Annotated in this window: 25 protein-coding genes and 3 pseudogenes; 10 read left to right on the forward strand and 18 right to left on the reverse strand. The window is 39.8% G+C overall.

Features of this window, described 5'->3' with window-relative positions:
* Positions 1-7: 7 nt before the first annotated feature.
* The 3 genes and pseudogenes from WN948_RS11375 to WN948_RS11385 form a co-directional block, all read right to left on the reverse strand.
* A pseudogene (locus WN948_RS11375) lies at positions 8-1,029 on the reverse strand (IS630 family transposase).
* A gap of 221 nt (positions 1,030-1,250) precedes the next feature.
* Positions 1,251-2,195: an IS5 family transposase gene (locus WN948_RS11380; RefSeq protein ID WP_342303665.1), complete on the reverse strand. Its 945-nt coding sequence runs from the start codon at positions 2,193-2,195 to the stop codon at positions 1,251-1,253.
* Positions 2,196-2,309: 114 nt separating this feature from the next.
* Positions 2,310-2,573, reverse strand: a pseudogene (locus WN948_RS11385) (IS5/IS1182 family transposase); the annotation flags it as partial.
* Between the two features lie 82 nt (positions 2,574-2,655).
* On the opposite strand from WN948_RS11385, the gene WN948_RS11390 reads away from it, so the two are divergent.
* Positions 2,656-2,976 (forward strand): hypothetical protein, encoded by a 321-nt coding sequence (locus WN948_RS11390; protein WP_342304322.1) that lies wholly within the window; start codon positions 2,656-2,658, stop codon positions 2,974-2,976.
* A gap of 13 nt (positions 2,977-2,989) precedes the next feature.
* On the opposite strand, the gene WN948_RS11395 is transcribed toward WN948_RS11390, so the two are convergent.
* Positions 2,990-3,331 (reverse strand): hypothetical protein, encoded by a 342-nt coding sequence (locus tag WN948_RS11395; protein ID WP_342304323.1) that lies wholly within the window; start codon positions 3,329-3,331, stop codon positions 2,990-2,992.
* A 98-nt stretch (positions 3,332-3,429) separates the two neighbouring features.
* On the opposite strand from WN948_RS11395, the gene WN948_RS11400 reads away from it, so the two are divergent.
* Both WN948_RS11400 and WN948_RS11405 read left to right on the forward strand, forming a co-directional pair.
* Positions 3,430-3,792 (forward strand): hypothetical protein, encoded by a 363-nt coding sequence (locus WN948_RS11400; RefSeq protein ID WP_342304324.1) that lies wholly within the window; start codon positions 3,430-3,432, stop codon positions 3,790-3,792.
* A 270-nt stretch (positions 3,793-4,062) separates the two neighbouring features.
* Positions 4,063-4,527 (forward strand): DUF2111 domain-containing protein, encoded by a 465-nt coding sequence (locus tag WN948_RS11405; RefSeq protein ID WP_342304325.1) that lies wholly within the window; start codon positions 4,063-4,065, stop codon positions 4,525-4,527.
* Between the two features lie 211 nt (positions 4,528-4,738).
* Here WN948_RS11405 and WN948_RS11410 read toward each other — a convergent pair whose 3' ends face one another.
* The 7 genes from WN948_RS11410 to WN948_RS11440 form a co-directional block, all read right to left on the reverse strand.
* Entirely contained in the window at positions 4,739-5,122 is a 384-nt protein-coding gene (locus WN948_RS11410; RefSeq protein ID WP_342304326.1) for a nuclear transport factor 2 family protein, read from the reverse strand.
* A gap of 20 nt (positions 5,123-5,142) precedes the next feature.
* Positions 5,143-5,742: a 4Fe-4S binding protein gene (locus WN948_RS11415; protein WP_342304327.1), complete on the reverse strand. Its 600-nt coding sequence runs from the start codon at positions 5,740-5,742 to the stop codon at positions 5,143-5,145.
* A gap of 127 nt (positions 5,743-5,869) precedes the next feature.
* Positions 5,870-7,315, reverse strand: a complete 1,446-nt coding sequence (locus WN948_RS11420) for an MATE family efflux transporter (protein ID WP_342304328.1) — start codon at positions 7,313-7,315, stop codon at positions 5,870-5,872.
* A complete protein-coding gene (locus WN948_RS11425) occupies positions 7,252-7,758 on the reverse strand; it encodes a MarR family transcriptional regulator (RefSeq protein WP_342304329.1) in 507 nt (168 codons plus the stop codon). The genes WN948_RS11420 and WN948_RS11425 overlap by 64 nt, the downstream gene beginning before the upstream one ends.
* A 371-nt stretch (positions 7,759-8,129) precedes the next feature.
* A complete protein-coding gene (locus WN948_RS11430) occupies positions 8,130-9,398 on the reverse strand; it encodes an MFS transporter (RefSeq protein ID WP_342304330.1) in 1,269 nt (422 codons plus the stop codon).
* 42 nt (positions 9,399-9,440) lie between these two features.
* Entirely contained in the window at positions 9,441-9,911 is a 471-nt protein-coding gene (locus tag WN948_RS11435) for a MarR family transcriptional regulator (RefSeq protein WP_342304331.1), read from the reverse strand.
* A 103-nt stretch (positions 9,912-10,014) separates the two neighbouring features.
* Positions 10,015-10,560, reverse strand: a complete 546-nt coding sequence (locus WN948_RS11440) for an NADH-quinone oxidoreductase subunit B (protein WP_342304332.1) — start codon at positions 10,558-10,560, stop codon at positions 10,015-10,017.
* Between the two features lie 465 nt (positions 10,561-11,025).
* Here WN948_RS11440 and WN948_RS11445 point away from each other — a divergent pair, with 465 nt between their 5' ends.
* On the forward strand, positions 11,026-11,397 hold the full coding sequence (locus tag WN948_RS11445) for a helix-turn-helix domain-containing protein (protein WP_342304333.1): 372 nt from the start codon (positions 11,026-11,028) through the stop codon (positions 11,395-11,397).
* Between the two features lie 44 nt (positions 11,398-11,441).
* Here WN948_RS11445 and WN948_RS11450 read toward each other — a convergent pair.
* Positions 11,442-11,624: pseudogene (locus WN948_RS11450) on the reverse strand (integrase); the annotation flags it as partial.
* 293 nt (positions 11,625-11,917) lie between these two features.
* Here WN948_RS11450 and WN948_RS11455 point away from each other — a divergent pair.
* From WN948_RS11455 to WN948_RS11475, 5 genes are all read left to right on the forward strand, one after another.
* The gene (locus WN948_RS11455) at positions 11,918-12,247 is read left to right on the forward strand and encodes a hypothetical protein (RefSeq protein WP_342304334.1); all 330 of its coding nucleotides are present in this window, start codon (positions 11,918-11,920) and stop codon (positions 12,245-12,247) included.
* Positions 12,248-12,486: 239 nt separating this feature from the next.
* Complete coding sequence (locus WN948_RS11460; protein WP_342304335.1) at positions 12,487-14,886, forward strand: adenosylcobalamin-dependent ribonucleoside-diphosphate reductase; 2,400 nt, start codon at positions 12,487-12,489, stop codon at positions 14,884-14,886.
* A gap of 271 nt (positions 14,887-15,157) precedes the next feature.
* The gene (locus tag WN948_RS11465; protein WP_342304336.1) at positions 15,158-15,736 is read left to right on the forward strand and encodes a flavodoxin family protein; all 579 of its coding nucleotides are present in this window, start codon (positions 15,158-15,160) and stop codon (positions 15,734-15,736) included.
* A 266-nt stretch (positions 15,737-16,002) separates the two neighbouring features.
* Positions 16,003-16,872, forward strand: a complete 870-nt coding sequence (locus WN948_RS11470) for a DMT family transporter (RefSeq protein WP_342304337.1) — start codon at positions 16,003-16,005, stop codon at positions 16,870-16,872.
* Between the two features lie 82 nt (positions 16,873-16,954).
* Positions 16,955-17,818: an HD domain-containing protein gene (locus WN948_RS11475; protein WP_342304338.1), complete on the forward strand. Its 864-nt coding sequence runs from the start codon at positions 16,955-16,957 to the stop codon at positions 17,816-17,818.
* A 190-nt stretch (positions 17,819-18,008) separates the two neighbouring features.
* On the opposite strand, the gene uppS is transcribed toward WN948_RS11475, so the two are convergent.
* The 3 genes from uppS to WN948_RS11490 all read right to left on the reverse strand — a co-directional run bounded on the left by uppS (position 18,009) and on the right by WN948_RS11490 (position 20,450).
* Positions 18,009-18,881, reverse strand: a complete 873-nt coding sequence (gene uppS / locus WN948_RS11480; RefSeq protein WP_342306463.1) for a polyprenyl diphosphate synthase — start codon at positions 18,879-18,881, stop codon at positions 18,009-18,011.
* Between the two features lie 83 nt (positions 18,882-18,964).
* On the reverse strand, positions 18,965-19,276 hold the full coding sequence (locus WN948_RS11485; RefSeq protein ID WP_342304339.1) for a DUF2551 domain-containing protein: 312 nt from the start codon (positions 19,274-19,276) through the stop codon (positions 18,965-18,967).
* A 118-nt stretch (positions 19,277-19,394) separates the two neighbouring features.
* Positions 19,395-20,450, reverse strand: coding sequence for a radical SAM protein (locus WN948_RS11490; protein ID WP_342304340.1), 1,056 nt, complete (start codon positions 20,448-20,450; stop codon positions 19,395-19,397).
* A 91-nt stretch (positions 20,451-20,541) separates the two neighbouring features.
* Between WN948_RS11490 and WN948_RS11495 the strand changes: the two genes are divergently transcribed.
* Positions 20,542-20,727, forward strand: a complete 186-nt coding sequence (locus WN948_RS11495) for a 4Fe-4S binding protein (protein ID WP_342304341.1) — start codon at positions 20,542-20,544, stop codon at positions 20,725-20,727.
* Between the two features lie 27 nt (positions 20,728-20,754).
* On the opposite strand, the gene WN948_RS11500 is transcribed toward WN948_RS11495, so the two are convergent.
* From WN948_RS11500 to WN948_RS11510, 3 genes are read right to left on the reverse strand one after another with little or no spacing between them, the layout of a single operon-like run.
* On the reverse strand, positions 20,755-21,318 hold the full coding sequence (locus WN948_RS11500; RefSeq protein ID WP_342304342.1) for a flavin reductase family protein: 564 nt from the start codon (positions 21,316-21,318) through the stop codon (positions 20,755-20,757).
* A 59-nt stretch (positions 21,319-21,377) separates the two neighbouring features.
* Entirely contained in the window at positions 21,378-23,414 is a 2,037-nt protein-coding gene (locus WN948_RS11505; RefSeq protein WP_342304343.1) for a hypothetical protein, read from the reverse strand.
* Positions 23,305-25,824, reverse strand: a complete 2,520-nt coding sequence (locus WN948_RS11510; protein ID WP_342304344.1) for a type II/IV secretion system ATPase subunit — start codon at positions 25,822-25,824, stop codon at positions 23,305-23,307. The genes WN948_RS11505 and WN948_RS11510 overlap by 110 nt, the downstream gene beginning before the upstream one ends.
* Positions 25,825-25,826 lie beyond the last annotated feature (2 nt).

Here is a 25,826-nt window from a genome sequence, read left to right on the forward strand (position 1 = left end):
ATAGTTATTAACTTAACATTTTCAACTTATTATCCAGAAATGTCTCAATCCATTTTCTTGCGAAGCTAATCTTCGATGAACAATCAATAAACTCCTCAGCAATCAGATTTTTCATATGATCCAGATCTTTCACAAAATTGCGAGAAATAATTCTTTTGACACTTTTCCAGATGAATTCGATTGGATTCAAGTCGGGTGAATATGGAGGTAAATAGACCAATTCAATATCATTTGCCTGTGCAAATTCCACTGTATATTTTGCTCGATGTGATCTAAAATTGTCGAGAATAATTACGATTCTCTCTCCCATGTTATTGTTTTTAACAGCTGATAAAAACGAACATACATCCTCCTTGGTTGAATGTTCTTTGAAATCAATAACAGAATTACCATTCAATGCATAAAAACCGAAGGAGTTTGCTTTTATCCTGGTTGTGTTTTTGAAGATGGCAGGTTTATTGAAAGACCATAAACGAACCGTATTTGATGTTGTTTGGGGAGATGATTCATCAAGAAATCCGATAACGCAATCATCATCGATTAACGGTAAGTTTTTTTTAAACAATCTTCTGCATTTTGTGGTCTTCGATAATCATGCGCATATGGTTTGGCATGATGCATGCCAAACTTCTTCAAGATCACTAGTATTTGCTTAATGGTGTATTGAACCTTAAATTCATTATAAATGAGTTCCTGAACTTCTTTTGTAGACCAATCATCTCTTTCATGTAACATGTCCCTTAGTTTTTCTTTTTGATCATCAGTGAGTTTGGAAGGACATCCTCCTGAAAACCTAGGCTTTAATCCTTCATATCCGTCTTGATTCCACCGCTCTTGCCATTGATATGCAACGGGTTTTGATATCCCTACAAGTTTAGCTGCTTCATTAACAGAAGCTCCTTCATAACGATGTTTAACAAAATATAAACGTTGTAGAACTCGTGTGTCTTTCTCTAATGACTTAATATGTTTAAGCAATTCTTCTGATGAAAGATGATGCTTTATCGGAATTTGTTCGGGTTTAGCCATACAGTATTGTTATACTCAATTAGTATTAAAAGTTTGGTTAATAACTATAATAGCAGTAATCTCTATCTGCTCTCCGCGTGAATAGAATAGTTTTAGAGGATTTCGATATTCCCTCATTTTAGATCATTAAAGTATTCAAACTCAATTATATCCTCTCATTTTTTATCATTTTGTTTAATTTCTCTTCATTAATCCTTATTTTTAGTATAGCTCCCGCTATCCTAAATTACTCCTTTGGTTTTTAGTGTCCTCAATTGATGCAGATTAAAACAAAAAGCTGTCATCAACATTTTTGCATTCACTCTTTCTACAGTTGTAACAAGAACCTTTCTGGTTTTAAATATTTCTTTTGTCACTGCATACACTCTTTCGCAAGGGACTCTTTTCACACTTATTCTTTCATTTCTGAGGATATCCATTATTCCTAAAGGATGTCCTCTTACAGCTCGTTGCATTGTTGCTGCAAAACCTTTTGCTATTGCTCCAAAATATCCTTTATCTCTATACACCACTTCACCCTTTTCAGACAGATCAACCTGTGAATCGTGAAGTGATGCAGTTGTTGTCTCAAATCTTCTGATTAGTTCATAATCCTTATCAATAATTGTATGAAGTTTGTATCCAAAGTGAGATTTACCATTTTTCTTAGTCCAGGTTCCATCTTTGCTTCTTCTTGTTTTCGCATCTTTTCCTCTGAGTACATCTGCTTTTGCATGTCCTGGATCTGAGTGAATAAAAGTTGCATCCTGGATCATTCCTTTTTTAATCTTCAAACCAAGAGCATCAAGCTGATTCTGCATTTCATCCCACACCGCTTTTTCTTTACCATTGTCGATAATTCTCTTCCTGAATGACCAGACAGTTGTACTGTCTGGTACATATTCAGGAAATCCCAGGAATTTCCTAAAGGATATCCTGTCAATACACTGCTTTTCAAGCTCAGCATCAGAAAGACCATGCCATTGTTGCAGAACAAGCATCTTGAACATTACAATAACATCAGCTTCAGGCCGTCCGCCTGAAGCTGTTCTGTTTATGTACATTGACTCCAGAATAGGGCGAAAAGGCTTCCAATCTACTAAATATTCAATTTCAGCAAGCTTATCTCCGACAGATTGGAGACGCTTATATTCTTCATTTAAGGCAAAATCAGTAAAAGAATCCATAATAGTAAATTTGCTTTGCTATTATTTAAATTTTATTAAATTGTATGAGTATTGATGGTAGTTTCTCGAAATCCTCTTTAGTGTTTGCTGCAATAATCCAGTGAAGTAGATATATTTAATTCTTGTAATGAATTTATGCAGTGTAGTAAAATGTGGAACTTTTTTTAATCCAATTCTTGCTTTAACTTTATCCATCACTTCTACAAGTTCAACAATATCTCTATAATCTTCATCAAGATATTCTTTTAACAAAACCAATGTCAATAGCTGGTGCTGAGTATATTTTCTTTTAGAATATTTAAAACTGTAAATCTGAAGGTGTGAGTTTCCTGATACAGCTAGCGCTGTATCAACAAACTTTAAGTACTTGTTAGGCAAAACACAATCATCCCCTTTTGTGTTTCTATCGCAAGTAATACTCAGGGGATTTATCCTTTTTAAATTATTATGCTAAAATAAAATGAGAAGTAGGTTTTCTACAGAGCCAGAAAAAGAAAAAAACATATCTGATATTTTAGATAATGTTTGGAACGATGCCAATATAATTAAAAAGAGGTCTGATGAAATTAAGTTTGGAATATCACTTAGTCTTGGCTTAATAGGTGGTGTTGCTGGCGGAATAGAAGGTTCAGGAATAATGTCATTTTTAGGTTATACTTTTTCAAATACAGTGTGGGGGATGCAGGATGAATCAACTAGCGAAAAAATGGCTAAATTTGCTACTCCAAATCACTTAGTATCAATATATGACTTTAAAAAGAAATATGGTTTAAATGATTGAGCGTTCTTTCATTTCAAATTTGCCATATCCACTTCATCACAGCTAGAGTATTCAAATTCAAATTCCCTGTATCATTTATCCTTTTCTGCATATCCCACAATGTAGTCTTTGGAACTCCCATGTCCTTAGCTTCAGATACAGTTATGTTGAGAATCCTCTGCATCTCTTGATCCTTGTTGATGAACTCCTGAGCTTGCTCAACATTCAATTCCTGTTCATCAATATTGTTTGCTTCTTTTCCAATATATACGATAGAATCAGCATGAACGTGTTTTCTTTCCAATACTCCAATATCACCATCAAACTTAGATCCAAGATGATTGGCATACTCAAATATTGTCCTGCTAAGTTGCATGGGAACTATAACAAATGGTAAATGATATATGTTCTTAAAGGGGTCATAATTCGTGGAAAATCATATATATTTATTCAATTGGTGCATGGTTCATCCTTGTGGTTTTTGCAATCATCAATGGGATTATCAGGAATTCTTTTTATGGGAAATTTTTTAGTGAGCTCCTTGCTCATCAAGTCAGTACTGTTATTTTCTGCACACTTATCATAGCATTTTCCTATGTATTCTTCATGTTTTCAGGTGTTACAGGCACTCCGAGAGATTATGCGTATATTGGAATAATGTGGCTTTTTCTGACTGTTGCCTTTGAGTTTCTCTTTGGCTATTACATTGCAGGTCATAGCTGGGAACATCTTCTAACCGACTACAATATATTAAAAGGAAGGATCTGGCTTCTTGTGCCTATAGTCACAGCCTTAGCGCCGTCTATTGTCTACAGGCTGATAAATCACAGCCCATGAGATTCCCATATATACAACCTTTCCCGAACTTTATTAAATACAATTTTTCGTTGTCTTAGTTTAGTAATAGTTTTTAGTAATTTAAGTTCCAAAGACATATCCTATTTAAAACTAATTTACTAATTGTTGATCGATGAAGACTTTGAAGAATTAGAAAGTAAAAACGGGTACGTTCAAAAATAATATCTTGAAGCAAAATACACCTGATAATTCATTGATCAGTTTTTCTTTCCACTGATCTTCCTAACATTTAAAGAAGGGGATTAGAAAATGGCATCAAATAAAGAATCCAATGAACGGGTTTGTATGAAGCTATGTGCGGATTCCACAGCCGATGATATGGAATATATAGCAATGGCAGTACATTCTCTTTGTGGTATTCCAACAACTATTCGCAGTGTTAATTGCAAGGGAATTCTTATGGAAAAAGGAATGGTTGTAGACAGAGGGTACACTGGTCCGATCCTTGAAGAGGTCATAAAGACAAACAGAATTGTCAGAACGAGACCTTTAGAGGGTGTCTATAAAGGAAAGTGTGTTGTAGTCGCTCCAATCAGAGCTAATACAGGTGAAGTTGTTGGTGCTGTAGGTATTGTGGACATTGTGGCATCCCTTGACATTTATTCAATATTCGTGGACTATCCTGAGGTAGTAGATGAAGTAGAAGGAGCAAGAAAAAAGCAAAAAGTTGACCTGTTGAATGAAGTAGAAGAAGCAAGAAAAAAGATGGGATAACGTCACTGCAGAAAATTTGCAATCTCTGATATTTAGGTTTGTGTTATTGAACAGCATGTCTATTTCGTGCCATTCAAAATCAGGAGTTCCACTAGAAATCGCCCTAATCTGCCGGATCTTCTCTGAATCCTGTCTTTCAACAGCATAAGCAGGCTCACTAAAATCAAGAGTTTTCCTTTTCTAAAAAACCATATTGACATCCACTAGTATCTTAATACATGCCATTCTCATTCGCAGATTCTTCCGGGATCATTTGTATGCTGTCCCAGTGTTCGACTATTTTCCCATTATCGTCAAATCTGAAAAAGTCCATTGTAACATATTCTTCGTTATCTGGCCATATTTGATGTGTGTGCAGAGCAACCAGATTGCTTTCTGCTATCGCCCTTACAAATTCGATACTTTTTTCAGGATATTCAGCCTGCATCCTTTCGAAGTACTTGATGAATTCTTCAGTTCCATCATCCACCAATGGATTGTGCTGAATGTATTCTTTGCCCACGTAGAGTTCAGTTGCCTTTCTGGGATTCCCTTCATAGGCCATTTTGTAGAATGCGATTGCATTGTTCTTGTTTTGTTCCAAATTTTGTTCCATTATCCCCACTCCGTTCCTGTCTAAAATTCAAGAGGTTCTTCAATTGCATAATTAGGACATTTTTCGTAGCAGTTACCACATTCAAGGCACAGCGAGCTTTCAATGATGTAAATGTCTCCTTCGTTTATGGCTCCAGTCGGGCATGAATCCTTGCATATTCCACAGGCAATACATTTGTCAGTAATTTTGTATCCGGGTTCAATTGGAGTTTTTCCTCCGAATGCGAATCTTTCACGCTTTGGAGTATTTGTCGAGAGGTCAAAAACTTCACCTACTCCTTTTGGAAGGCAAAATGCTTCCAGAATTTCCCTTGTATCTCCCGGATATATGTGGTTCATGACCGGATTCGCATCAAACATCTTATCTAGGAAACTTCTATCAACAAACTCTATTTTTCCTTTAACTCTTACAGTGACATAATTCTCATCCATGACAACAATGGATATTTCTGGATTAGCTTTTAGTTGCTTGTAGTATGGTTTTCCCCTTGCTGTCAAAAAGTATAGCTTATCGTCTTCATGCAGCATCACATCAACTATCCGAACTTCCGGTATGTTGTTGTTAACAGTTGCAAGCGCTACGGATTTAATGTTTCTCAAAAATTCCAATGGATCATCCATTTCATCACACCATGATCTTTATTGTTAAAATTGAATAGGACAAGTTCTTAACGAAAACTTATCCCTGATATTTGATATTGTTTTCCTTACTGAGCGTAGAAATTACCAGTCGTAATCTCTACTTTCTTCATTCATCAAGATCGAAATGTGGAGTTTGGTGATCCATCACATCTCTTGCAGAGAAAGATCTCCAATATATATACCCTGAAAGAATAGCAATCATAAATTCCACAGACGGTATCACTAACCAGATTCCCATATCTCCAAATATTTTTGGAACTATCAATGCAGCAGGAATTAAAAGAACAAAAGCCCTCAGGGATGTTAGTATCAAAGACGTTCTACGGTCTTCGGTAGACTGGAAATATTTTACCAACGCTATGTTTATCGCTGTAAATATATAGCCGACAGAATAGAGTCTTAATGCAAAGCTTGTCAAGGAAACAAGCTCGGATTCTGCAGATACATTTACGTACAGGCTAACGAGCTGTTCGCTGAATATCGCAATGATAGCGATTGTTGCAATACTAAGTACAGTTGTTGTTTTTAATGAATACTTTACAATATCGTGTATTCTGCTATGTTTCCCATGACCGAAATTGTAACTTATCAGGGGTTGATTTGTTTGGCCGATCCCGACAAAGAACATTGTAGATATCATTGAGACAGCTCCAACTATTGCAAAAGCAGCTACTCCGGTAGTTCCGTAGTATTTAGCTGCCAGAATGTTCATAGTAGCGAAGAAAATTGCTATTGAAATGGTTTCAATGAACAGGGGAATTGCATTGTGAACTATCCTTGATATGATCTGCAAATTGAAATGAGGCAGCACAAAACGCAGATGTCCCTGTTTTCGAAGGAAATGGGTGAATAATACTGCTGCACCTACTAATTGTGACATTCCTGTGGCTAACGCTGCTCCAAAGAGTCCCCAGTGAAGCACAAAGACAAAGAACGCATCAAGCGGTATGTTCAGTATACTTCCGCCAAGAGTGCTGAGTAGTGCAAGCTTTGGGTTTCCGTCATTTCTGATGGCATTTGATAAGGTGATCTGAAGACAGAAGAAGATAATGAAATACAGAATGACTGACAGATATGTCTGTACCATTCCATTTATCTCTTCAGTAGCCCCTATCGCGTAGGATATATCTTCAAGGAAAAACAGTCCTGTTGCTGAAAACAGAACAGCAATTATGGTAGTTGTGGCAAAAACCACAGAAAATATGTTGCTGGCTTCCCTGTATTTTTTCTGGGCCAGCATGATGGAAATAATTATTGATGCACCCAAAGAAAGTGCCAGTATTACTGCATTTGTTCCCATCATCAATGGTATAGATAAATTTACAGCCGCCAGTGCAGTACTTCCCACTCCTCTAGCAACAATGATACCATCAGCCACAAAGTAAGCTGCCATTATTAACATTGAACCTATTGAGGGAATAGCATATTTCCAGAAAATGGTTGATATCTTATCATTTCCAAGATCAATGGTTTTAGTATCCATATTTATCAGTCCTTTTTCAATATTACATTCGGCACTTTGTTGCAGCTTTCCAGTGGGAACTCCTTCCATTTCCTGTCATTTTTATCATAAGCAGCTTCGTAACTGTTCTGTGCCATTTTGAGAAGCAGTGCCTTTATCTGTGTTTTTTCTTTCTCAGTAAATCCTGAGAAAATAATTTGTTCCATTTCCTGATCGATCCTGATAACTTCCGGGATGATTCTCTCTCCGCTTTCCGTGAGATAAATATGTACAGCTCTACGGTCATTTTCATCGGTGATGCGTTCGATAAATCCTTTATCTTCAAGAACCTTGACTGCACGGGCAATACCTCCTTTATCTAAGAGGAGTCTCCAGGCAAGTGTGTCCTGTGTAACACCCTGATTATGTGAAAGTACCATGAGCACGGAGAACTGGCCACCAGAAAGTCCAAGTTCTTTCATTCTGGTGTTAAGCCTCACAAAATTACTGCGATAGGTAATTGAGATTAATGCTCCGATGGGTATATTGTCCATATTTTGCTCCATATAAATTTAGTTGTCCAGTCAACTGTTGACGATGCAACTATGTCTATTTGGTATTTAATGATGTTGATGAGAGTAAGAAATCAGAGATCCATCTCTAAAAAGAAAATAACAAATTTGTGGTGCAGGAGCTTGAACACAATCGCATTGAAGCCAATGAAATAATTGAAAGATATGGTTAGAAGGTTTTTTTAATCGAAACACGAAGGAGATGAGGGAAATGATTCAATATTCGGATTGAATTCAGATAATGAGAAAAAAGCAAAAATGAAGCAAGCAATCAAAATAAAACAATACTTCATCTTGATTTGCTTGATTTCCAGACAATGAATCCATTAAGATACTGAAAAGTAAAATGAGGATTATTCATCCTCATCATAAACAGCATTTTCAAGATGAACAATATCTGTATTTGGTCCCAGAGTAAAATTTTTGCTCTGTCTTAATACTATATTTCCAGCAGGTATAATAATCCCCATAGCAACTCCTGCCAGACCAAAGTATCCAAACGCGCTGGCAAGTGACATACCGTTCCCGAGTAAAGGTTGCATGATTATGGGAGATACAAATTGAGCGAGGAACAATATCGAGGTTAATCCACCAAAGATCCTTCCACGCAGATGCTGGGGTGAAAGCAGACCGATCCAATGGATTAAAGTCGGTTGGATCACGCCGGTTCCTATTCCAGCAAATACAACACCTGCAACAATAGTAGCCATACTACCATTTGCCATTAAGAATAAACCAAGGCCTGTAAACCCAATACCTAAAGCACATCTCATCAGTTCGTCCAGATATTTTGAAATTCGAACCTGACAAAGAGCAGCCACCATACTGGCCATTCCCAAAAGGCCAAGCAAAATACCTCCTATGAGACTGGAAGTAATTCCACTTTCAGTAAAGAGGAATGGTCCTTTTGAAGGTACAGTGAACATAAGTACCATTGCAATGAACATTATAAAATAGACAAATGCTATGGCTCCTATCTTCAATTTACTTTTTGGGTATGTTGTTTCATTTTTACTTACCAGTGTGTGATGTTTTGCAGGTTCCAGCAAGGAAAATGCACCGAACATTATTGGCAAAGCAATCAAATAGATAAAGAATGGATAACGCCAGCTAAATTCAGCAAGTCCTCCACCTCCGGTTTCCAGTATCAAACCACCAAAACCCATGGATGCAGCTTGCATTCCATAAATCTTCTGTCTTTTTGCAGGATCCGCATAATAATCAGTGATCAATGCGGTTGCACAGATCATTATTCCTGCGATCGCTATCCCAAGAACAAACCTTCCCGCAAGAATAGATTCAAGAGAGTCAAAATAAGCTCCTGTAACTCCTGACAGACTGAAAAGGAGAAGGGAAGCTATAAGTAATTTCTTTTTACCGTATTTATCTGCAATGATTCCCATGAACGGGGAACTCAAAGCGATTGCAAGAGAGGGCAAGGTTACCATAAATGACAGGAGGTATTCTGCATTCTCTAAATTGCTGAAATATTGACCCATCTTCGGAAGTGCAGGTGCAACTGCTGCTCCTCCCATAAGAGTGATCATGGAAGCAGCCAGCAGGATAGGTAGTGCTAATTTACTGCTTGAAATAGGGTTTTTATCTATAGCCTGATTTTTCATTATTTTTAATCTCCATTTGGTAGAGGTATAAACTATTGTTGACTAGATTTTTTTAAGTGGAAACTCCTTCCGTTTCTCACCGTCTTTATAAGCAGCTTCATAAGAATTCTGTGCAATTTTGTGGAGTAGTACCTTCGCATGTGTCCTTTCTTCCTCCGTAAATCCTGATAATGTAGTTTCTTCCAGTTCCTGATCAATTTTGAGAACTTTCGGGATGAGCTGTTCCCCGGTTTCCGTGAGATAAATAAGCACAGCTCGACGGTTACTTTCATCGGTGATACGTCTGATAAATCCTTTGTCTTCAAGGATTCTGACTGCCCGGGCAATACTTCCTTTGTCTATGAGAAGCCTCCAGGCAAGTGTGTCCTGTGTAATGCCCTGATCATGTGAAAGCACCATGAGTACGAAGAACTGGCCTGCAGAAAGTCCTATTTCTTTCATTTTGTTATTTATCCACACAAAATGACTACGATATGTTATTGAGATGAATGCTCCGAGGGGAATGTCTTCCATGATTTACTCCTTTATTGTATACTGTTGTGGCAACAACTGTTGTTCTGGCAATAGTGTATAAACTTGTTATTTAAAGATGGCTGTTGCAGAGAAAGTATATTTCTCAATACTCCGTACCTTTGTCTTTCTTTGCTTCGATCTTTTTTTGAAGTTCGACAAAAGCCTGAACAAAAGCTTCAGGTCTTGGCGGGCAGCTCGGAACATAGACATCTACAGGGAATATTTCATCCACATTCTGAACAGTGCTGTAAGATTCGTAAAAAGGACCACCACTGATGGAACAGTCGTCATAACAAATAACCCACTTTGGCGAAGGCATCTGATCCCATATTCTTTTCAGTGCTGACAAGTACTTCTTTGTTACATACCCTGTAATGAGTAGTACATCAGCATGTTTTGGGGAGTTACGCGGGATAATACCGAAACGGTCCATGCCATAGTGAGCCATATTTCCAGCAATCTCCTCAACACCACAACAACCCATTGCATTTGACACGAACCACAATGAATTCTTGTGACTCCAGTTAAGTACATCCTGGATCTTTGTCTTTTTTATAAATTCTGCAATGACATTTGATTCAGTGAGTGCTACGCCGGGTATGTCATTGTATCCTATCTGCTCTATTCTTGTTTGATCTAATTCAACCATTTGAGACACTTCCTGTTGGTTAGTGTGGATGTGATATGTTATCCGGATGAATACTCCGGGGGGTATGGAGTCCAGATTTACTCTTTCAAGTGTGTTGCTGCAACAACTGTTGTTGCGACAACAATAAAGCAAAAACAGGTATTTAAGGATATTGTTTACAGTGAGAAACCAGTGATCTAGATTGCAAGTTTTTAATCCAAAGTGTTGTCATATAAACTATAATTAACAACAACTAAGCATCCTGTTCTATTGAAAGTTGTCAGCGCTTAATTGAAGATATCGAGTCCCGGATTTAAATCCACAAAAGGAGGGGGTTCATTGTGAATTCATGTTAATATCTTCCTGGTTTTAAACCATATAAATTCAATGAATTGCCTTATATAATATCAAGGTACACTTAATGCACATATACTTCATACAGACTTAATATATAGTCACTAACAAAAAGTATACTTAAGTGAGATTATGGGAAACGACGAAAAACTGATCAACATAAGGAATAACAAAGAATATCACTGCCCTGTGGAAGCGACCCTTGATGTAATCGGGGGGAAATGGAAACCTTTGATCCTCTGGCAACTAAAAGAACTTGAGGTCATACGCTATAACAAACTACAGCAGAAACTACATGGAGTTTCCCCAAGGATGCTGACGAAACAGCTAAGGGAGCTTGAAGAGGATGGCCTGGTAAACCGCAAGATGTATCCGGAGATTCCTCCAAAGGTCGAATATTCATTAACGGAATTTGGTAAGACCGTTACTCCTATACTTGAAGCACTTTGTGACTGGGGTAGTGAATACTTGGGAAGACAATGTGCTCTTGGGCCGGATGAATAAAACATTACATTCGATTATTCAAATCTTTGCAACCTTTAATTAGATCATAAATTCCCCGTAATCCCCATGTCCTCTTCATTTGTCCGTTTAACTTTATTCGAGTAATGAGCACTGCCTACTGTAACAGGTGCTCTATCCTGAATATGATCAACACTTTTTTCGATTACACCTTCAGATGCCATTAAGTTAAGGTGCCATCTAAGGATAGTCTTTGAAGAAACACGACTGTTTTTTGACTGCTTAGAGTCTTACTTCTACAAGACAGTGGTATTTTTTGTTGTTTTTTATGTTGGCAAGTTTTTCATAGTTTCTATTGTCGCGTGCGGTATACTTTTTGTTAGTAGCTATATAAAAAGTCTGCATGAAATATATGAGCATTAAGTGTATTTTGTATGATTCCATCAACTATATCTTTGGGGTAACCAATATGATAACCGTAGGTTCAGCTTATAGGGACCTAGGCATCGGCTTGCATCGGAAGATGTCAAAAAAGATTCAGAAATGATGTGGTATAAGGGAAATGAAACCAATAACACTAGAGGAAATGCTTGCACTGCCATTGAACAAATTTGTCGATAGGTGCGTGGACTGGTGTGAAGAGTTCAATGATGAACAAACCATGAAAACAGATAAAGAAACACCCTGCTCAGTTCTATTTTGGGTAGTGAATAATCAAAAGAAGTGTTCAAAGGGAAACGTGGCAAATATTGAGCATTGTCCTGTGTGCGATCAACCGGTATGTCCAAATTGTATGAATCATAACGTGCATCAGCTGTTAAGGGTTACTGGCTATCTTTCCACTGTGGCTGGTTGGCTGGAACGCGTCAAAAAAGCAGGGATTGAAGGGTAGAAATAAGAATTTGAGTTCTGCCACTATTTGAATGGTGACTTATATTTGATGCTATGTGGAATACTTATTCAAACAAGTACCAATCAGGCTGAAACTGGTAACTCTGTTCAACATATGGTATTTTTAAAATAATTGTGAGTTTCCATTAGAGTCTGAATATTAAGGATTTCTACAAAGCTGAAGATTGATTGATGGAATGCAAATGATGAAAATTTTATTTATAACTGTAAGGTGAAAAAATGGGAATAACAACTCAATGCAAAAAACTTAGCCCCATTGCTGAAGATATCCTCGGTAAAAGGTATTACCATAAAGGGGAGGATTGGAGCGGACTATGTGAAAGAGTCGCATTTGTAATATCAAATGGTGACAAAGAATTAGCAGATGACTTCTTTGATGTAATGTACAACCTTGATTTCTTGCCAAATTCTCCTACATTGGCAAATGCAGGTAAAGAAGGTGACAGACAACAGCTTTCTGCATGTTTCATATTGCCTGTTGAGGATGATCTGGTTGAAATAATGGGAACAGTCAAAAACACCGCTGTTGTTCATAAAAGCGGTGGTGGGACTGGTTTTGATTTCTCTTCAACCAGACCCAAAGGTTCCCCGGTATCATCAACAAATGGTGTTGCATCCGGTCCTCTCAGCTGGATGAAAATCATCAATGCAACTACAGAAGAGGTCAAACAGGGTGGTATGAGACGTGGTGCAAACATGGGTACTCTCCGTGTGGACCATCCGGATATTCTTGACTTCATCCTTTGTAAGAAGAATGACAAGATGATGACAAACTTCAATTTGTCCGTTGCTGTATCTGAAGTTTTCATGGATGCTGTTGAGAAGGGCGATGATTTTGAACTGGTAGATCCTCATAATAGCGAAGTAGTCCGTATGGATGCCCGTGAGGTATTTGATATCATATGCGAGAATGCCTGGGAATCCGGTGAACCCGGAATGATATTCATTGATACGGTAAATTCCACTAATCCTGTTCCTCATCTCGGTGCGATCAAATCATCAAATCCATGTGGTGAGTTCTATTTCATTCCATTCGGTGTATGTAATCTCGGTTCAATAAACCTGGTCAATATGCTGAAACCTACAGAAGATGGACTTTATGCAATTGATTTTGACCGTCTCAAGAAGATCACTGAAATTGCAGTCACATTCCTGGATAAGGTTATTGATGTGAATCATTTCCCATTACCTGAGATCCATGATATGGCACACAAGACCAGACCTATTGGATTAGGTGTCATGGGACTTGCAGACATGTTGTTGTACATGAAATTACCCTATGACAGTGATGCGGGTCGTGAAATGGTTGGGAAGGTCATGAAGTTCATTGATAACGCTGGATGGGCTACATCAAACATGCTTGGTCGTGAATTCGGTACATTCCCTGAGTTCCAGCAAGAAAACCTTCCATCACAGAAGACACCAAGAAATTGTCAGATCACAACAATAGCACCAACAGGTACACTTGCAACATTCGCTGGTGTATCATTTGGAATTGAGCCTAACTTCAATTTCGTGTATAAGAGGAAGATTATTGATAGCGAATTCATTCAAGTCCATCCACTCTTTGAGAAGGTGGCGAAGGAAGAAGGTTTCTATTCTGAAGGACTGATGGAAATACTCAGGACAACTCCATCTCTGCAGATGAGAGATCTGACTGAAGTTCCGGACCATGTGAAGGAATACTTCATCACAGCTTTCGATGTTTCACCTGAAGACCATGTGAAGATGCAAGCTACGGTCCAGAAGTATGTTGACAACGCCGTCTCAAAGACTATAAATCTCCAGTATGACGCTACATCTAAGCAAATTGGAGAATTGTATATGATGGCCTGGAAACTCGGATGTAAGGGTCTTACAGTCTATCGTGATGGCTCCAGGGACGACCAGGTGATCGTTGCTGCAAAAGAGTCAGATGCGGACGATATAAAGCTCCTTGAAATATGCGGAGATACAGATTTTGAAGAAGCTGATATTGAAGAAGATATCGCTCCTACTCAGATCGATATCATGAATCCTGATACACTCGCTTTTGCAATGGAAGGTTTATCTCCTGAAGAGAAGTCTGAGCTTCTTCAGAGAGTAAATCTCTTCAGATTGGATTACAATACAGAAATCGACTTGCATCCAAAGGAAACTGTAAACGGTAGAAGGATAAAGTTCACAACCGGATGTGGTGAATTATATTGCAAATCGTTCGAGAATCCAATAGGGGATGGTAATGATGCAATTCCTTGGGAGCTGTTCATGACCACTGTTGGTGGTGGATGTAAAGCTCATTCTGCTGCACTTGCGATCACTGTGTCACTTGCATTGCAGGGAAGAGCAAATATCAAAAGCCTTACGCATCATTGGAGTAAGATCCAGTGTGATGCATGTAAAGGCCGTGATACTGATGGTAAGTCATGTCCTTCGATCGTGGCCAATTACATCAGATCATTGACCAAAGAGTCGGTTACCGGTACAACAGAAAAGACGATCAACAAACCAAGGATTGCTCAAGAAGTCACTAAAGTACAGACATCATTGAAGGGTGTTTGTCCGGAATGTGGTGAAGAGATAAGGCGCATTGATGGATGTAGAAGTTGTTCAGCATGTGGCTGGACAAGGTGTGATTAATGTCACATCATCTATTCTTTGATAAAACGTGTGCGTAAAAAGACTGTTGACAAAACAAATTTGTTTACAATCTTAATTTAGCATTCTTTGATAAAAATTGAGGCCATAGTTTTCGGTAAATTTCAGCAAAACCTCCATTATCTCACTATACTATACTTTTTGTTAGTGACTATATAGTAAGTCTGTATGAGGTATATGTATATTAAATGTGTTTTGAAGCATATAATGCAATTCATTAGATTTGTATTGTTTAAACAATGAAGGTATGCAAATGAAAGTAGTCGCTATAAACGGAAGCCCACGTAAAGAGGGGAACACAGCAGCCATGTTGAAAGAACTCACGTCTAAACTCGAATCAGAAGGCATCGAGACCGAAACTATCACCATTGGCGGAAAGAAGATTCATGGCTGTACAGCATGTATGAAATGCTTTGAGAATAAGAACAGCAAATGTATTTTTGATGATGACGGCATCAATGAATGCATCGCGAAAATGAAGGAAGCTGATGGTATAGTGATTGGTTCACCTACTTACTTTGCAGATGTCAACACAGAGACCAAGGCACTCATAGACCGTGCAGGATTCGTGTCTATTGCAAATGATCAATTCTTTTCCAGAAAAGTCGGTGCTGCTGTGGTAGCAGTTCGCAGGGCAGGTGCAGTACGTGCCTATGATACCATCAATCACCTGTTCGGCATTACCAACATGTTCGCCGTGGGTTCAACTTACTGGAACATTGGTATCGGTCTGAACCCCGGCGATGTCGAAGATGACGCTGAGGGTATGCAGACCATGGATAATCTCGCCTCCAACATGGCATGGTTGTTGAAGAAGATTAATTCCGAGTAAATAAAAATAGAGGAATTGGCAATAAAATGAGAATCACTGGAATATTGGGGGAATGTCATAACGACATTTTCTCTGTGATTCTTTAATGTCAAAAGCCTTCCCATGTATCAAATGTTTCTGAATTCCTTTCTTTTCTTCCTTCGCCCCATCTTCTATATCATTCTAATTTGATGGAAGCTGTATGAATTCATATTACAAAACAATTATATAGGTGCAAACATCTCCAATGCAATTCTGATATGGACGATTCATGAAGATGAAGAAAAATGGATGATCGAAAAAAAGGAATACTTTACTTACTGATAGTTGCTGCAATGTGGGGTTTTTCTTTCATTGCCACAAAAGTGTTGCTTGATTATCTCAATCCTGCAATCATTGCATTTGCTCGTTTCTTGATTGCGGCCATTCTCCTGTTAGCTATTTCCCGGGAACGAGAAAATTATACCCAAAATGAGATTAAGTATGTAGTACTTGCAGGTTTTCTTGGTATTACCTGTTACTACATGTTTGAAAATGTGGCACTGACATTCACAACAGCTACCAATTCATCACTTATAGGTGCTACTATACCTATTTTTTTCATTATGACTGTCGATATAATCAGAAAGAGGCTATCAAACCCAAAAAAATATTTTGGTGCATTTATTGCTCTTTTTGGAGTAAGTCTGCTGATACTGAATGGGAAATACAATCTTAACCTGAATCCTCTGGGGGATTTCCTTATGTTTGGGTCAGTCTTTTCATGGGTATTTTATACCCTTATCATAGAACGTATGAGTTCAAGGAACTTACTCATTGTTTCCCGGGATCTCACATTAGCAGGTATGGTCTTTCTCCTTCCATTTGTATTCTATGAAGCACAGACCCTAAAGATATGGACATTCACTCAAAATGACCTTCTGATAGTTCTCGCTGCTCTCATTTATCTTGGTGCGTTCTGTTCAGCACTGGGATTTTTCTACTGGAACAAAGCTATACATCTTGCTGGATCATCTACCTCAACTACTGCTCTCTACCTTATTCCATTTGTAGCGATTATAGGGGACAGCATAATAATTGGAAATTTACCAAATATCTATGTAATAACAGGGGCAGTTTTTGTAGTTGCAGGTGTCTACTTTTCTGAACATTCCTGATAGAGGCGATATACTAATAAATGCAAAGCATATAGGCAAAGACCTGTAAAGTTAGTATGCACATCAATGCGGAGTTATCATCATGAAAATACGTGAGCTTATCAGCCATCATTCCACCAGCACTGAAAAAAGAGGAAACGGGATTACAATCCATACGATCAATGTTTCCGAACCTATAGAAACACCCGAACGATTCAGCTATCTGGATTTCCTGTCCGAGGAACCGTCCAGAAGGATCTGGGCAAGTGACCAATACAGGACGATATTGATAGAGATTGATGGTGAACTAACCGCTTACGAACATGTGAGACTGGCAAACTACAGGATCCAGTTAGATGGTCTCAAGGAAAAATACGAAGAAGAAAAGGTGAAGGGTCTGCAAGAACTTGCTGATGCATTTACGTTCGCCAGCGATGAACACAAAAGCGGTGTAAGGAAGTCAGGTACTCCATACATATCACATCCAATGGATGTAGCATCCATCCTTCTCAAAGAAAATGCGTCATATGAACTTGTTATAGCAGGATTGCTACATGACATCGTTGAAGATACTGACGTTGATATTGCAACAATATTAGTTAAATATGGCCAGCAGGTTGCTGATTACGTGGACGCTGTTACCGAACCTGAAGAGCTAAGACAGCCTGCAACTGGTGACAAGACACAAAACTGGAAAGAACGAAAGGAATACACCATCAGAAATATGGCTAGGGCAAACAGCGAGATAAAACTCCTCTCATGTGCAGACAAGCTCGCCAATATCAGAGACCTTATCAGTGATATAGGGATTCAGGGAGAAGGGTTCTGGGACAAGTTCAATGCACCTAGGGAAGAACAGCAATGGTACTATCGCTCAATGCTTGAAGCATTTGCTACAGGTCCCCAGAACATCACAGAGACCCGTGCTTATCGTGATTTCAAGGAATGTGTGGACAACCTGTTCTGAATTGAAAACTACATTCCAAATAACAGATTGCTTATTGTAAGCAATCTTCTTATTCATTAAATCCTGAAATTCTTCAGTAAACTTCTTAGCTCCCGAATATTTCAATCTCGAAGCATAGCTTTCAGTTTAGGTCAATACCTGATTCTGATCCGGCAGCTTACCTATAAGTAAAAAACAGTCAAAAGACACTTCAGTTCTTGACCTTGGAATGATGCCTTACTTCTTCAATTTCAGCTTTTCCAAGGGCTTTTAAAAAGTGCGCGGCGCGGGTAGTTGTATGCTGGTGTCTTTCTCTCACACGGGCCTGATAGATGCGTATGGAGCGAAGGAAATCTATCTTACGGAACTCCGGCCAGAATGGTGCGCAGAAATATGCTGCACATTCGTTTCCATTAGCCTGCCATGGGAGGAAATTGGATACTCGTTCATCTCCGCCTGTGCGTATGACCAGGTCCACATCAGGTAGTGCTGAGCCATTTGAAGGGTACAGGTGCCCGGATATGGTATCTTCATTGATATCTTCAGGTTCCAGTTCTCCGGCCTGGACCTTGCCAGCAATTTCCTGTACCGCCTGAACAATTTCCTGTCTGCCGCCGTATGCTATTGCAACATTGAGATTGAATTTATCATACACTGATGTTACAAGTTCAACATTCTTGATGGAATCGCGGAGCGGTTCTGGTAATTTATCGATATCTCCAATGGCATGAACTCTCATCTTTCTTTCATGCGTTCTTTCGTCGACGACTATCTCATCGAACTTAATTCTGATAAGGTCAAAGAGTTTATCCTTCTCATCGTCAGACCTGTTAAAATTCTCAGTTGAAAAAGCGTAGATGGTAAGGTGTTCCACTCCTATCTCACAGGCCCATTCCATTACATTCTCAGTAACATCTGCTCCCCTGCTGTGTCCGAAAGAACTGATCTGGCCGAGCTTACGCGCATACCTGCGGTTCCCGTCCATAATAATAGCTACATGTCGTGGAACATCTTCACTTTGAACTTCCTGCGTAAGCAGACGTTCATATCCTTTGTATACTATTCGGGGTATACTTCTTAGTATGAGTGACACTCCCGTGTTTTAAGTGAAATTTAATTATGTTTTTAGCTTGAAACCTTTCAAAATGGAAAAAGAGAGAGTTTACGTTAGTAATTATCGAGGACGGTTCGTACAATATCCCTGTAATCTTCCTTTAGCAGGTATATATTGTGGTCTCCGGTAACATCGATACTCAGGATTCCCAGTCTTGTATTCATGAGACCAACCATTGCGGATACGCCTCTGTAACTCACATCAAAATCCGTATTATGAAGATGCTCGTACACGTCACCTGTAGTGAACTTTCCACCATTAAGGAACAATTTCAGTACTACTTTTCGTATACCAGTATCATCGCGACTAAGATATTTTATTAGTCTTTCTCTTACTCGCTCTTCAATCGTTTCCAGTACAAACACCTCTTTCTTCAATATGTTATTTTATCTTATAAAACTATTTATTTGAAATAGCTTTAAAATCCTTATTGGATATGAGAATTGTACCATCTATATCATTCTCCCTTATATATTTTAGCTTTTACAAGGGTATCTTCTCAACAATTAGTCCATCTTTAAGAGGATATCTTTCAAGAATGTACAATTTTCTTATCGGAGTCCTGATCGATTCTGCAACATCTTCCAGTATCCACCAGGCAATATCAATTCCATCTGCAGCGGTTTCCATCATTTCAGGAGGTACTTCCATCTGCAATAGTTCATTATTTACAATTTTAAGTTCATCACTTGTAACACATTCAATATGTCCATAATATATAGTGCCATCCTCACTTATCTCATCAAAGGGCCTTGCGGTGTTCTCAGCAATACGTATAAGCCTGTTTCGAAGCTGAACCGCATCTTTGTAACTTGATGAACAGAAGTGTATCATTTCACAATTTTGGGCAATTTCAGTTGCATATTCCTCAGAACCGATAACTGCATTTGATACATCATCTCTCAGCGTATAACCTTTTGCTTTCATCGCATCAGTATTTGTGTCGGAAAACTCCAGTTCATTAAGGTTAAGGAAGCACCCGACCTTCTCTACAAAAAGTGCCATTTTATCAGCACCTTCAATAGAAGGTATCTCTATTCCTGCTTCCATTTCCAGTTCCTTTGCAAAGTTTATTGAATCTGCATAGCTGGTAGTATCCATTCTGCCCCACAGCTCCACAGGGGGATGGAACCTTATCTCATCGAGTCCTGCCTGAGATAGCTCATTTAGCGTTTTCCTGTCAGGAGCAATGGATGTATACATGTGTATATGGTGTTGAGCCCCGAACTCTTTTTTCAGGAGTTTAATATAATGGATAACTCTATCCATTTTTAAAAGAGGCTCTCCTCCGGTAATCCCTGTCCCGAGTGCATTCATCTGTCTCGCTTCTTCAAGGACATCCTGGTCAGAAAGGACCTTCCTTTCATTGGCATAAGTATCGTCAGTACGCCTCTCGTCTGATACAGGGCAATAAAAACAATCTTTCGGGCAGACTCCTGTGACGAAAAGCACCATCTTTGCTCCTTGCTGGCAGAGTTTGCATCCATCCGATAGAAAAGAAGAGAATGAACCTGATTCTCCCGGGATAAGTTTACTCATTCAGGCTTCCTATAACTTGCAGGTATATAAGGTTATTTTTATAGCCCCACATCCTAACTCTTATTTAGAATCCACGTAATAATTAATTCCGATGGAAGAACGTGAAGGCTTTATTGTATCCATTGGATGCAGGAAATGTGGGAGGTGTGAGAACATTTGTCCCAATGGAGCACTTTACAGGATCAATGGTTTTACCAACGTGGATCACGAAAAGTGTGATCTCTGTATGAAATGCGTAAAAATATGTCCTAACAAGACACTGGAATATATGGAATGAACCAGGCCACTCCATATAGTTTCGCAGTTATTCTTTCATTCCGATGGAAAATGCCTTGCCTAGTAACTTGCCAACACCGTAGTAATTCCTTTCAGGTGAGTAGATAATCGGTTTTATTTTTTGAATTTCGGGATTTCCTTTTTCATTCAGTACAGACTCATCTGCTTTTATATCTACGATCTCCCCTATGAATTGTGTATGAAGTCCCAGCTCAAAGCTCTGTACCAATTTACATTCAAGGACAATGGGGAATTCTTCTATGTAGGGTGCATACACAAGATCACTTTTCACAGCTGTAAGTCCCATCTTTTCGAACTTGTCAACATCCTTTCCACTTGCCATGCCAAAGTAATCTGTTTCCTTCACGTATTTCTCAGAGGGAATGTTTATGGTAAAAGCTTCCTTTTCCATTATGTTGGTATAAGTGTAAGTGGCCTTGCGCATGGATACGCTAATGCATGGTGGTTCTGAACAGCAGATACCTCCCCAGGCGGCAGTCATTGCATTTGCATTTCCAAACATGTCATAGCTTCCAACGACCCACGCAGGTGTCGGGTAAGCTAAGGATTTTGCTCCGATCGATTTTTTCATAGGATACACCTCTGCAAAAAAGGTCTTAGGAAACCTTTAATCTTGCGGCAGTTGCCTCATCATATCATTCCCCTGAAAATGACCCTTGAAAGTATGGTTGACACAGTGAAGACTATTATGGTAACCGGCAGGATCTGCCCGATATCGTATCGCAGTTGTGCCTTGTCACCTCCATACTCGATAGTGCCTGAAAAGCGAATTAGTATAACCGTTATAAATATGATATATATTCCAATGGCGAACATGAAAAGATCAGAAGGTATGGACTGGTTCAGGTTCTCAGGGGATATTTGAGCAGGACCCGGGAATGCATTTTCAGGCAGACGTTTTATGCTTTCTGCTATATTCTGGAGGATCTTTGCTATCACTTCAGAAAGGGCAATGGTAACTCCTGCTATAAGGGGTGCGAAGACCGCAGCAGTCGTACGCATGGTTGAGGTCATATCATAGAGTGACTGCTTTATGTTCAGCTCCACGTCCTGAAGTTCCTTAAGGTGGTCTGCAAGCTTAACAATAGCGACACCTGCTACCACATGGCTCTTGTGGGCACTTTCAATGAACAGCATCATTGTGGTCTTGATCCTCTCTGAATAGATGTCCTTGAATGCTCCGAAATCCTCATCGAATATTGCTGAATGGATATCTGTTCGCATGTTCATCAGGTTAAGTGATATCCTCTCAAATGCGGTTGCTATGTCAGAACCACGCATTGTAGCTGCTGTGTGAATGAATGCTTCTTCAGCAGACCTGCCCTCGGATATCCTTCGACCAAGGACAAACAGGGCATCTGAGAACTCATTTTCCATTCTGCGTATTTCATCTCGTATCTTTTTGTAGGGTGCATAGCTGATATTCAGGTAAACGGAAACAGCAAATACAATACCCCATATTATGAAAAGCGTGGGTGGAATAATTCCATCCAGGGTTGCTGTTGACACTATGTTCCACGGGTTTCCCCTGTAGATCAAAACGTATCCAAGTAAAGATATTGCAATACCTATTGCTGAGGAAAGCAGAAGTGCGTGTCTTTTTCGATTTTTTATATTAGCGAGTTCCGGGTGGCTTTCAGGTATGTCCTGTGGGATGAATGCAGCAGGTCGTTGCATTAATATATATTCTGCATATGCGAAGGTTAGCAAGGGCAGGACCACATCATAGACTGTCACAAGGGTTCCAATCCCAAAACGTATCCCTACCACGGTTATTGCAGGCATCAAAGCTACAAGTGCAAGTGGTATCAGGATGAATATGGAGTAAAGTACGTAGGTAGGTGTCTTCAGTTTAGAGGCGAAACTATCCATAAGGGTACGTGTACTTTCAAGCACCAGATCAAGTGCCCGGTTAAGAGTGATAACTCTCTGTACCTCATCCGGTTCACATGTAGAGCTTTTGATTAGATGCAACGCCCTTTTGAAATACTCGCTGTCCTTCCCCCATAGGTTGGAAAATTCCAGTATAGCATCATCGATTCCCCTGTATTCTCTCACATGCAGGTTCCATATCATCTTTTTCAGGTCCTTTGCAAGAGGCCTGCTGGAGTTGCTGGCTGCAAAACGAATGGCTACCTCCATATTTGGCACCAGTTTCATTGACATCACAATGTAGCTGATGATCTCCGGCATATCGCCAAGCGAACTTACTTTCATCCATTTTGCATGTATTTTGATGTACTCGCTCATGTAGAGCAGCACTGCCAATGGAAATAGCAGGCTCAGCAAAACAACGGCCATGAGGGTAGACGTTTCAAAGTTAGTGATCCTGAAAAGGAAAAAGTCAAAAATAAGTATTCCTATCAGTGTAAAGGCAGCAGTCACATAGGAAAGAAGCACGGTTTCATGAGCTTCGAGTCCCAATCCTGTGTATACCATTGCATTGCGGTAGCTCTCACTGGTAGCATTATCTGAACTCTGGCGAAAAACATCGAAATCCTTTACAAGCCATCTGAAGTTTGCAGAAGTGAACTTGCAGCTATGATAATACCAGTTCTCATTGTACAGCCTGACCACCTGCGCAGATATAATGTTCAATTTGCCCGACAGTTTGCTGTCCTTCACCTGTGATTGTAGCGTGTTCTTCAGTTTTCCCGGCAAAATCATTGAACCAGTCCAGCCAGCGCTCATAGACTCTTTGGTAATCAGTGCCGTCAGGTTCTGTGATCTCCCTGTCCATAAGCAACCAGAACATGTTGTTTGCAACAGCCACATTCCTTGCATCAAGCAGGCGCTGGTCTTCTTTGCCGTATTCTGCTATCCTGGTTTTTATTTGCGCTCGCATGCGTATGTTGCGGGAAGCCTCATCCATGGAAATTCCCCATTTGTCTGCAATCTTAGCGATTAGGGCGGATTGTCCCCTGTCCATTATGTCAGAAGGTTTGAGACAGTCATCTAATGCACTGTAGGTGAGTATATCCGAGAAAACCTTGCCTGAGTTTTCTTCCCATTTTTCATTGACCTCAGCAACCTGCATGACCCGCCGTTTCATTGTCATACTTCCTGCTATTCTGGTATTGGCGCAGACAATGACCGCATCAGTGGCTTTGAAGGACGCAGGCGGAACTCCAAGTGTATTTACTATTCTCTCGTAGACTGCATCTGTGGATGAGCCATGTATGGTTCCTATTACTGAGTTTCCAGCGGCACCTACCTGCATGGCTTCATATAGAGCAGCTACCTCTGGTCCCCTCACTTCTCCCATAATGAGGGATGAACTGCCAAGTCTCAGGGATGCTCGCAGTGCTACAGTTGGCTCTATCTCAACGCCGTACTTCATTATGGCAGATTGCGAGTTAAGCCCCTGGACTTTCCAACCCATTTCCTGGAACTGTTCAACAGGTATCTCAGGTGTGTCCTCAATGGTTATCATGCGGTATTTTTGTGGCATTTCCATGAGCAAGGCACACATAAGTGAAGTCTTTCCGGCTCCAACACCCCCTGCAACAAGGACAGAAGCCTGTCCGTCCATGATAAAACTGAGAAGGCCTGCAGTGAGTGCTGAGATGGAACCGTTATTGATGAGTTTAGGGAGTGTCCAGGGGTCCTTTGCGTGTTTCCTGAATGCATAGGCTATCCCTTTTGCACTAAGGGGATCTCCAATGACTGAAACACGTACTCCATAGTCCCTGAGGAACATTTCAAGTACAGGTGTCGCTTCTCCAAAAGGACGTCCGCTAATGGAACGAAGTCTTGAGACCATGGATTCCATATCTTCCTGGGAAAGATAGATGTTAGTTACACATTCCTCGCCATCCAGAACCACATGAACCGGATTGCGGTCTGCCGGTGCATTTACATAGACATCAGTGACACGTTCATCTGACAGCAGGTCCTCAAGTATCCCGAGTCCGGTAGTATATTTCGTCAGCAGGCCACTGCAGATATTCATCTTTGCAGGGTTGCAGGTTATATCGTCAACGTCCTTCTCTTCGAGCAAAAGCTGCTTGCTAAGCCTGCGGAAATATTCCCTTGAGTTAGCCGGGTCGGCAAACTGCAGGTCCACAGGCCGGTGCATTATCATCTTCTTCCTTACTCTCTCTATTAGTTTGAGTTCCTTTTCTTCAAGGGAGTATTCCATTGGGTTGATGATGTACATTTTCTCAGGACGGTCCGCTAACTGATATATGTTCACAGGCAAATGTCTCTCATCCTGATAACTGATGTCGTAACATTCCTGGAATATGGTATTGTCCGGTGGTTCTGTGTAGATCCTGGATGTGGAAAAAGGAGGTCTTACATAGGACCTGAGATGTTTTTCATAGTCAACTTCGCATTCTGTGCCGAATTCTCCAGAGCTTTCAGGACCAATGCCTTTTGTTATTCTTTTTGAAATGGAATTCATTTCACAGAGGATGCCTGTGAAATTCTTCCTGCATAGCACACATTCGTCCCGGATATCAGACAACTGATCTTTTGCTTCGTTGTATTCAATTAGCTTGTCAATTATGTAACAGGTTTTAAGTGGATCAGTTCCTGACGATTCAAGTATCATGTTCATTATGCTTGCGTGCTCTTTTCTGCACTGCTCATTGCTCTGACATGTTTCAGGTACGATTTTTGAACTTTTGTAGGATATCAGCTTGTCTTTCAGGCCGGACATCAGGTATATCGTTGCAAGTGATTTTCCCTCATAGTCTCTTTCGTAGAGTTTTGAAAGAGTGACCCTTCCTGCAACAGGTTCTTTCTGGAGGATATTGAATATCTTCTTTCTGCATTGTTCATCTTCAAAAGTGGATTCATGGTCGCATTCCTTGCAGTCAATGGTTATGGTTTTGCTATTTTTTGAGACCTTTGACCTGTAAGGGCAGCCTTTATCATCATTTTCCTTTTTCCCTGCAAGTAAGGAAACACCTGAACGGAATTTGCTTAAAATCCTGTTGATCTTTTTCTTATCACCAGGCAGATCATTAACAGGCATTCGTTCAGAAAGTACCAGTTGCATTTGTTGGTATTGTATGATATTATTGGTGTCGTTTTTCAATATCAGGTCGTTTTCTATTTTTTCAAATGTCACGT

Origin of the sequence: Methanolobus sp. ZRKC5, assembly GCF_038446525.1 — an archaeon.
GTDB lineage: Archaea > Halobacteriota > Methanosarcinia > Methanosarcinales > Methanosarcinaceae > Methanolobus.

What these genes read in the sequence shown, in the direction of transcription:
- WN948_RS11440 (WP_342304332.1), bottom strand. Translation starts at nt 10,560, where the DNA reads ATGGTTGAATTAGATCAAACAAGAATAGAGCAGATAGGATACAATGAC.
- WN948_RS11405 (WP_342304325.1), top strand. Translation starts at nt 4,063, where the DNA reads ATGGCATCAAATAAAGAATCCAATGAACGGGTTTGTATGAAGCTATGT.
- WN948_RS11390 (WP_342304322.1), top strand. Translation starts at nt 2,656, where the DNA reads ATGAGAAGTAGGTTTTCTACAGAGCCAGAAAAAGAAAAAAACATATCT.
- WN948_RS11430 (WP_342304330.1), bottom strand. Translation starts at nt 9,398, where the DNA reads ATGAAAAATCAGGCTATAGATAAAAACCCTATTTCAAGCAGTAAATTA.
- WN948_RS11435 (WP_342304331.1), bottom strand. Translation starts at nt 9,911, where the DNA reads ATGGAAGACATTCCCCTCGGAGCATTCATCTCAATAACATATCGTAGT.
- WN948_RS11410 (WP_342304326.1), bottom strand. Translation starts at nt 5,122, where the DNA reads ATGGAACAAAATTTGGAACAAAACAAGAACAATGCAATCGCATTCTAC.
- WN948_RS11500 (WP_342304342.1), bottom strand. Translation starts at nt 21,318, where the DNA reads ATGAAAAAATCGATCGGAGCAAAATCCTTAGCTTACCCGACACCTGCG.
- WN948_RS11445 (WP_342304333.1), top strand. Translation starts at nt 11,026, where the DNA reads ATGGGAAACGACGAAAAACTGATCAACATAAGGAATAACAAAGAATAT.
- WN948_RS11425 (WP_342304329.1), bottom strand. Translation starts at nt 7,758, where the DNA reads ATGGACAATATACCCATCGGAGCATTAATCTCAATTACCTATCGCAGT.
- WN948_RS11395 (WP_342304323.1), bottom strand. Translation starts at nt 3,331, where the DNA reads ATGCAACTTAGCAGGACAATATTTGAGTATGCCAATCATCTTGGATCT.
- WN948_RS11495 (WP_342304341.1), top strand. Translation starts at nt 20,542, where the DNA reads ATGGAAGAACGTGAAGGCTTTATTGTATCCATTGGATGCAGGAAATGT.
- WN948_RS11420 (WP_342304328.1), bottom strand. Translation starts at nt 7,315, where the DNA reads ATGGAAGGAGTTCCCACTGGAAAGCTGCAACAAAGTGCCGAATGTAAT.
- WN948_RS11470 (WP_342304337.1), top strand. Translation starts at nt 16,003, where the DNA reads ATGGATGATCGAAAAAAAGGAATACTTTACTTACTGATAGTTGCTGCA.
- WN948_RS11460 (WP_342304335.1), top strand. Translation starts at nt 12,487, where the DNA reads ATGGGAATAACAACTCAATGCAAAAAACTTAGCCCCATTGCTGAAGAT.
- WN948_RS11490 (WP_342304340.1), bottom strand. Translation starts at nt 20,450, where the DNA reads ATGAGTAAACTTATCCCGGGAGAATCAGGTTCATTCTCTTCTTTTCTA.
- WN948_RS11475 (WP_342304338.1), top strand. Translation starts at nt 16,955, where the DNA reads ATGAAAATACGTGAGCTTATCAGCCATCATTCCACCAGCACTGAAAAA.
- WN948_RS11505 (WP_342304343.1), bottom strand. Translation starts at nt 23,414, where the DNA reads ATGATTTTGCCGGGAAAACTGAAGAACACGCTACAATCACAGGTGAAG.
- WN948_RS11415 (WP_342304327.1), bottom strand. Translation starts at nt 5,742, where the DNA reads ATGGATGATCCATTGGAATTTTTGAGAAACATTAAATCCGTAGCGCTT.
- WN948_RS11380 (WP_342303665.1), bottom strand. Translation starts at nt 2,195, where the DNA reads ATGGATTCTTTTACTGATTTTGCCTTAAATGAAGAATATAAGCGTCTC.
- WN948_RS11455 (WP_342304334.1), top strand. Translation starts at nt 11,918, where the DNA reads ATGAAACCAATAACACTAGAGGAAATGCTTGCACTGCCATTGAACAAA.
- WN948_RS11465 (WP_342304336.1), top strand. Translation starts at nt 15,158, where the DNA reads ATGAAAGTAGTCGCTATAAACGGAAGCCCACGTAAAGAGGGGAACACA.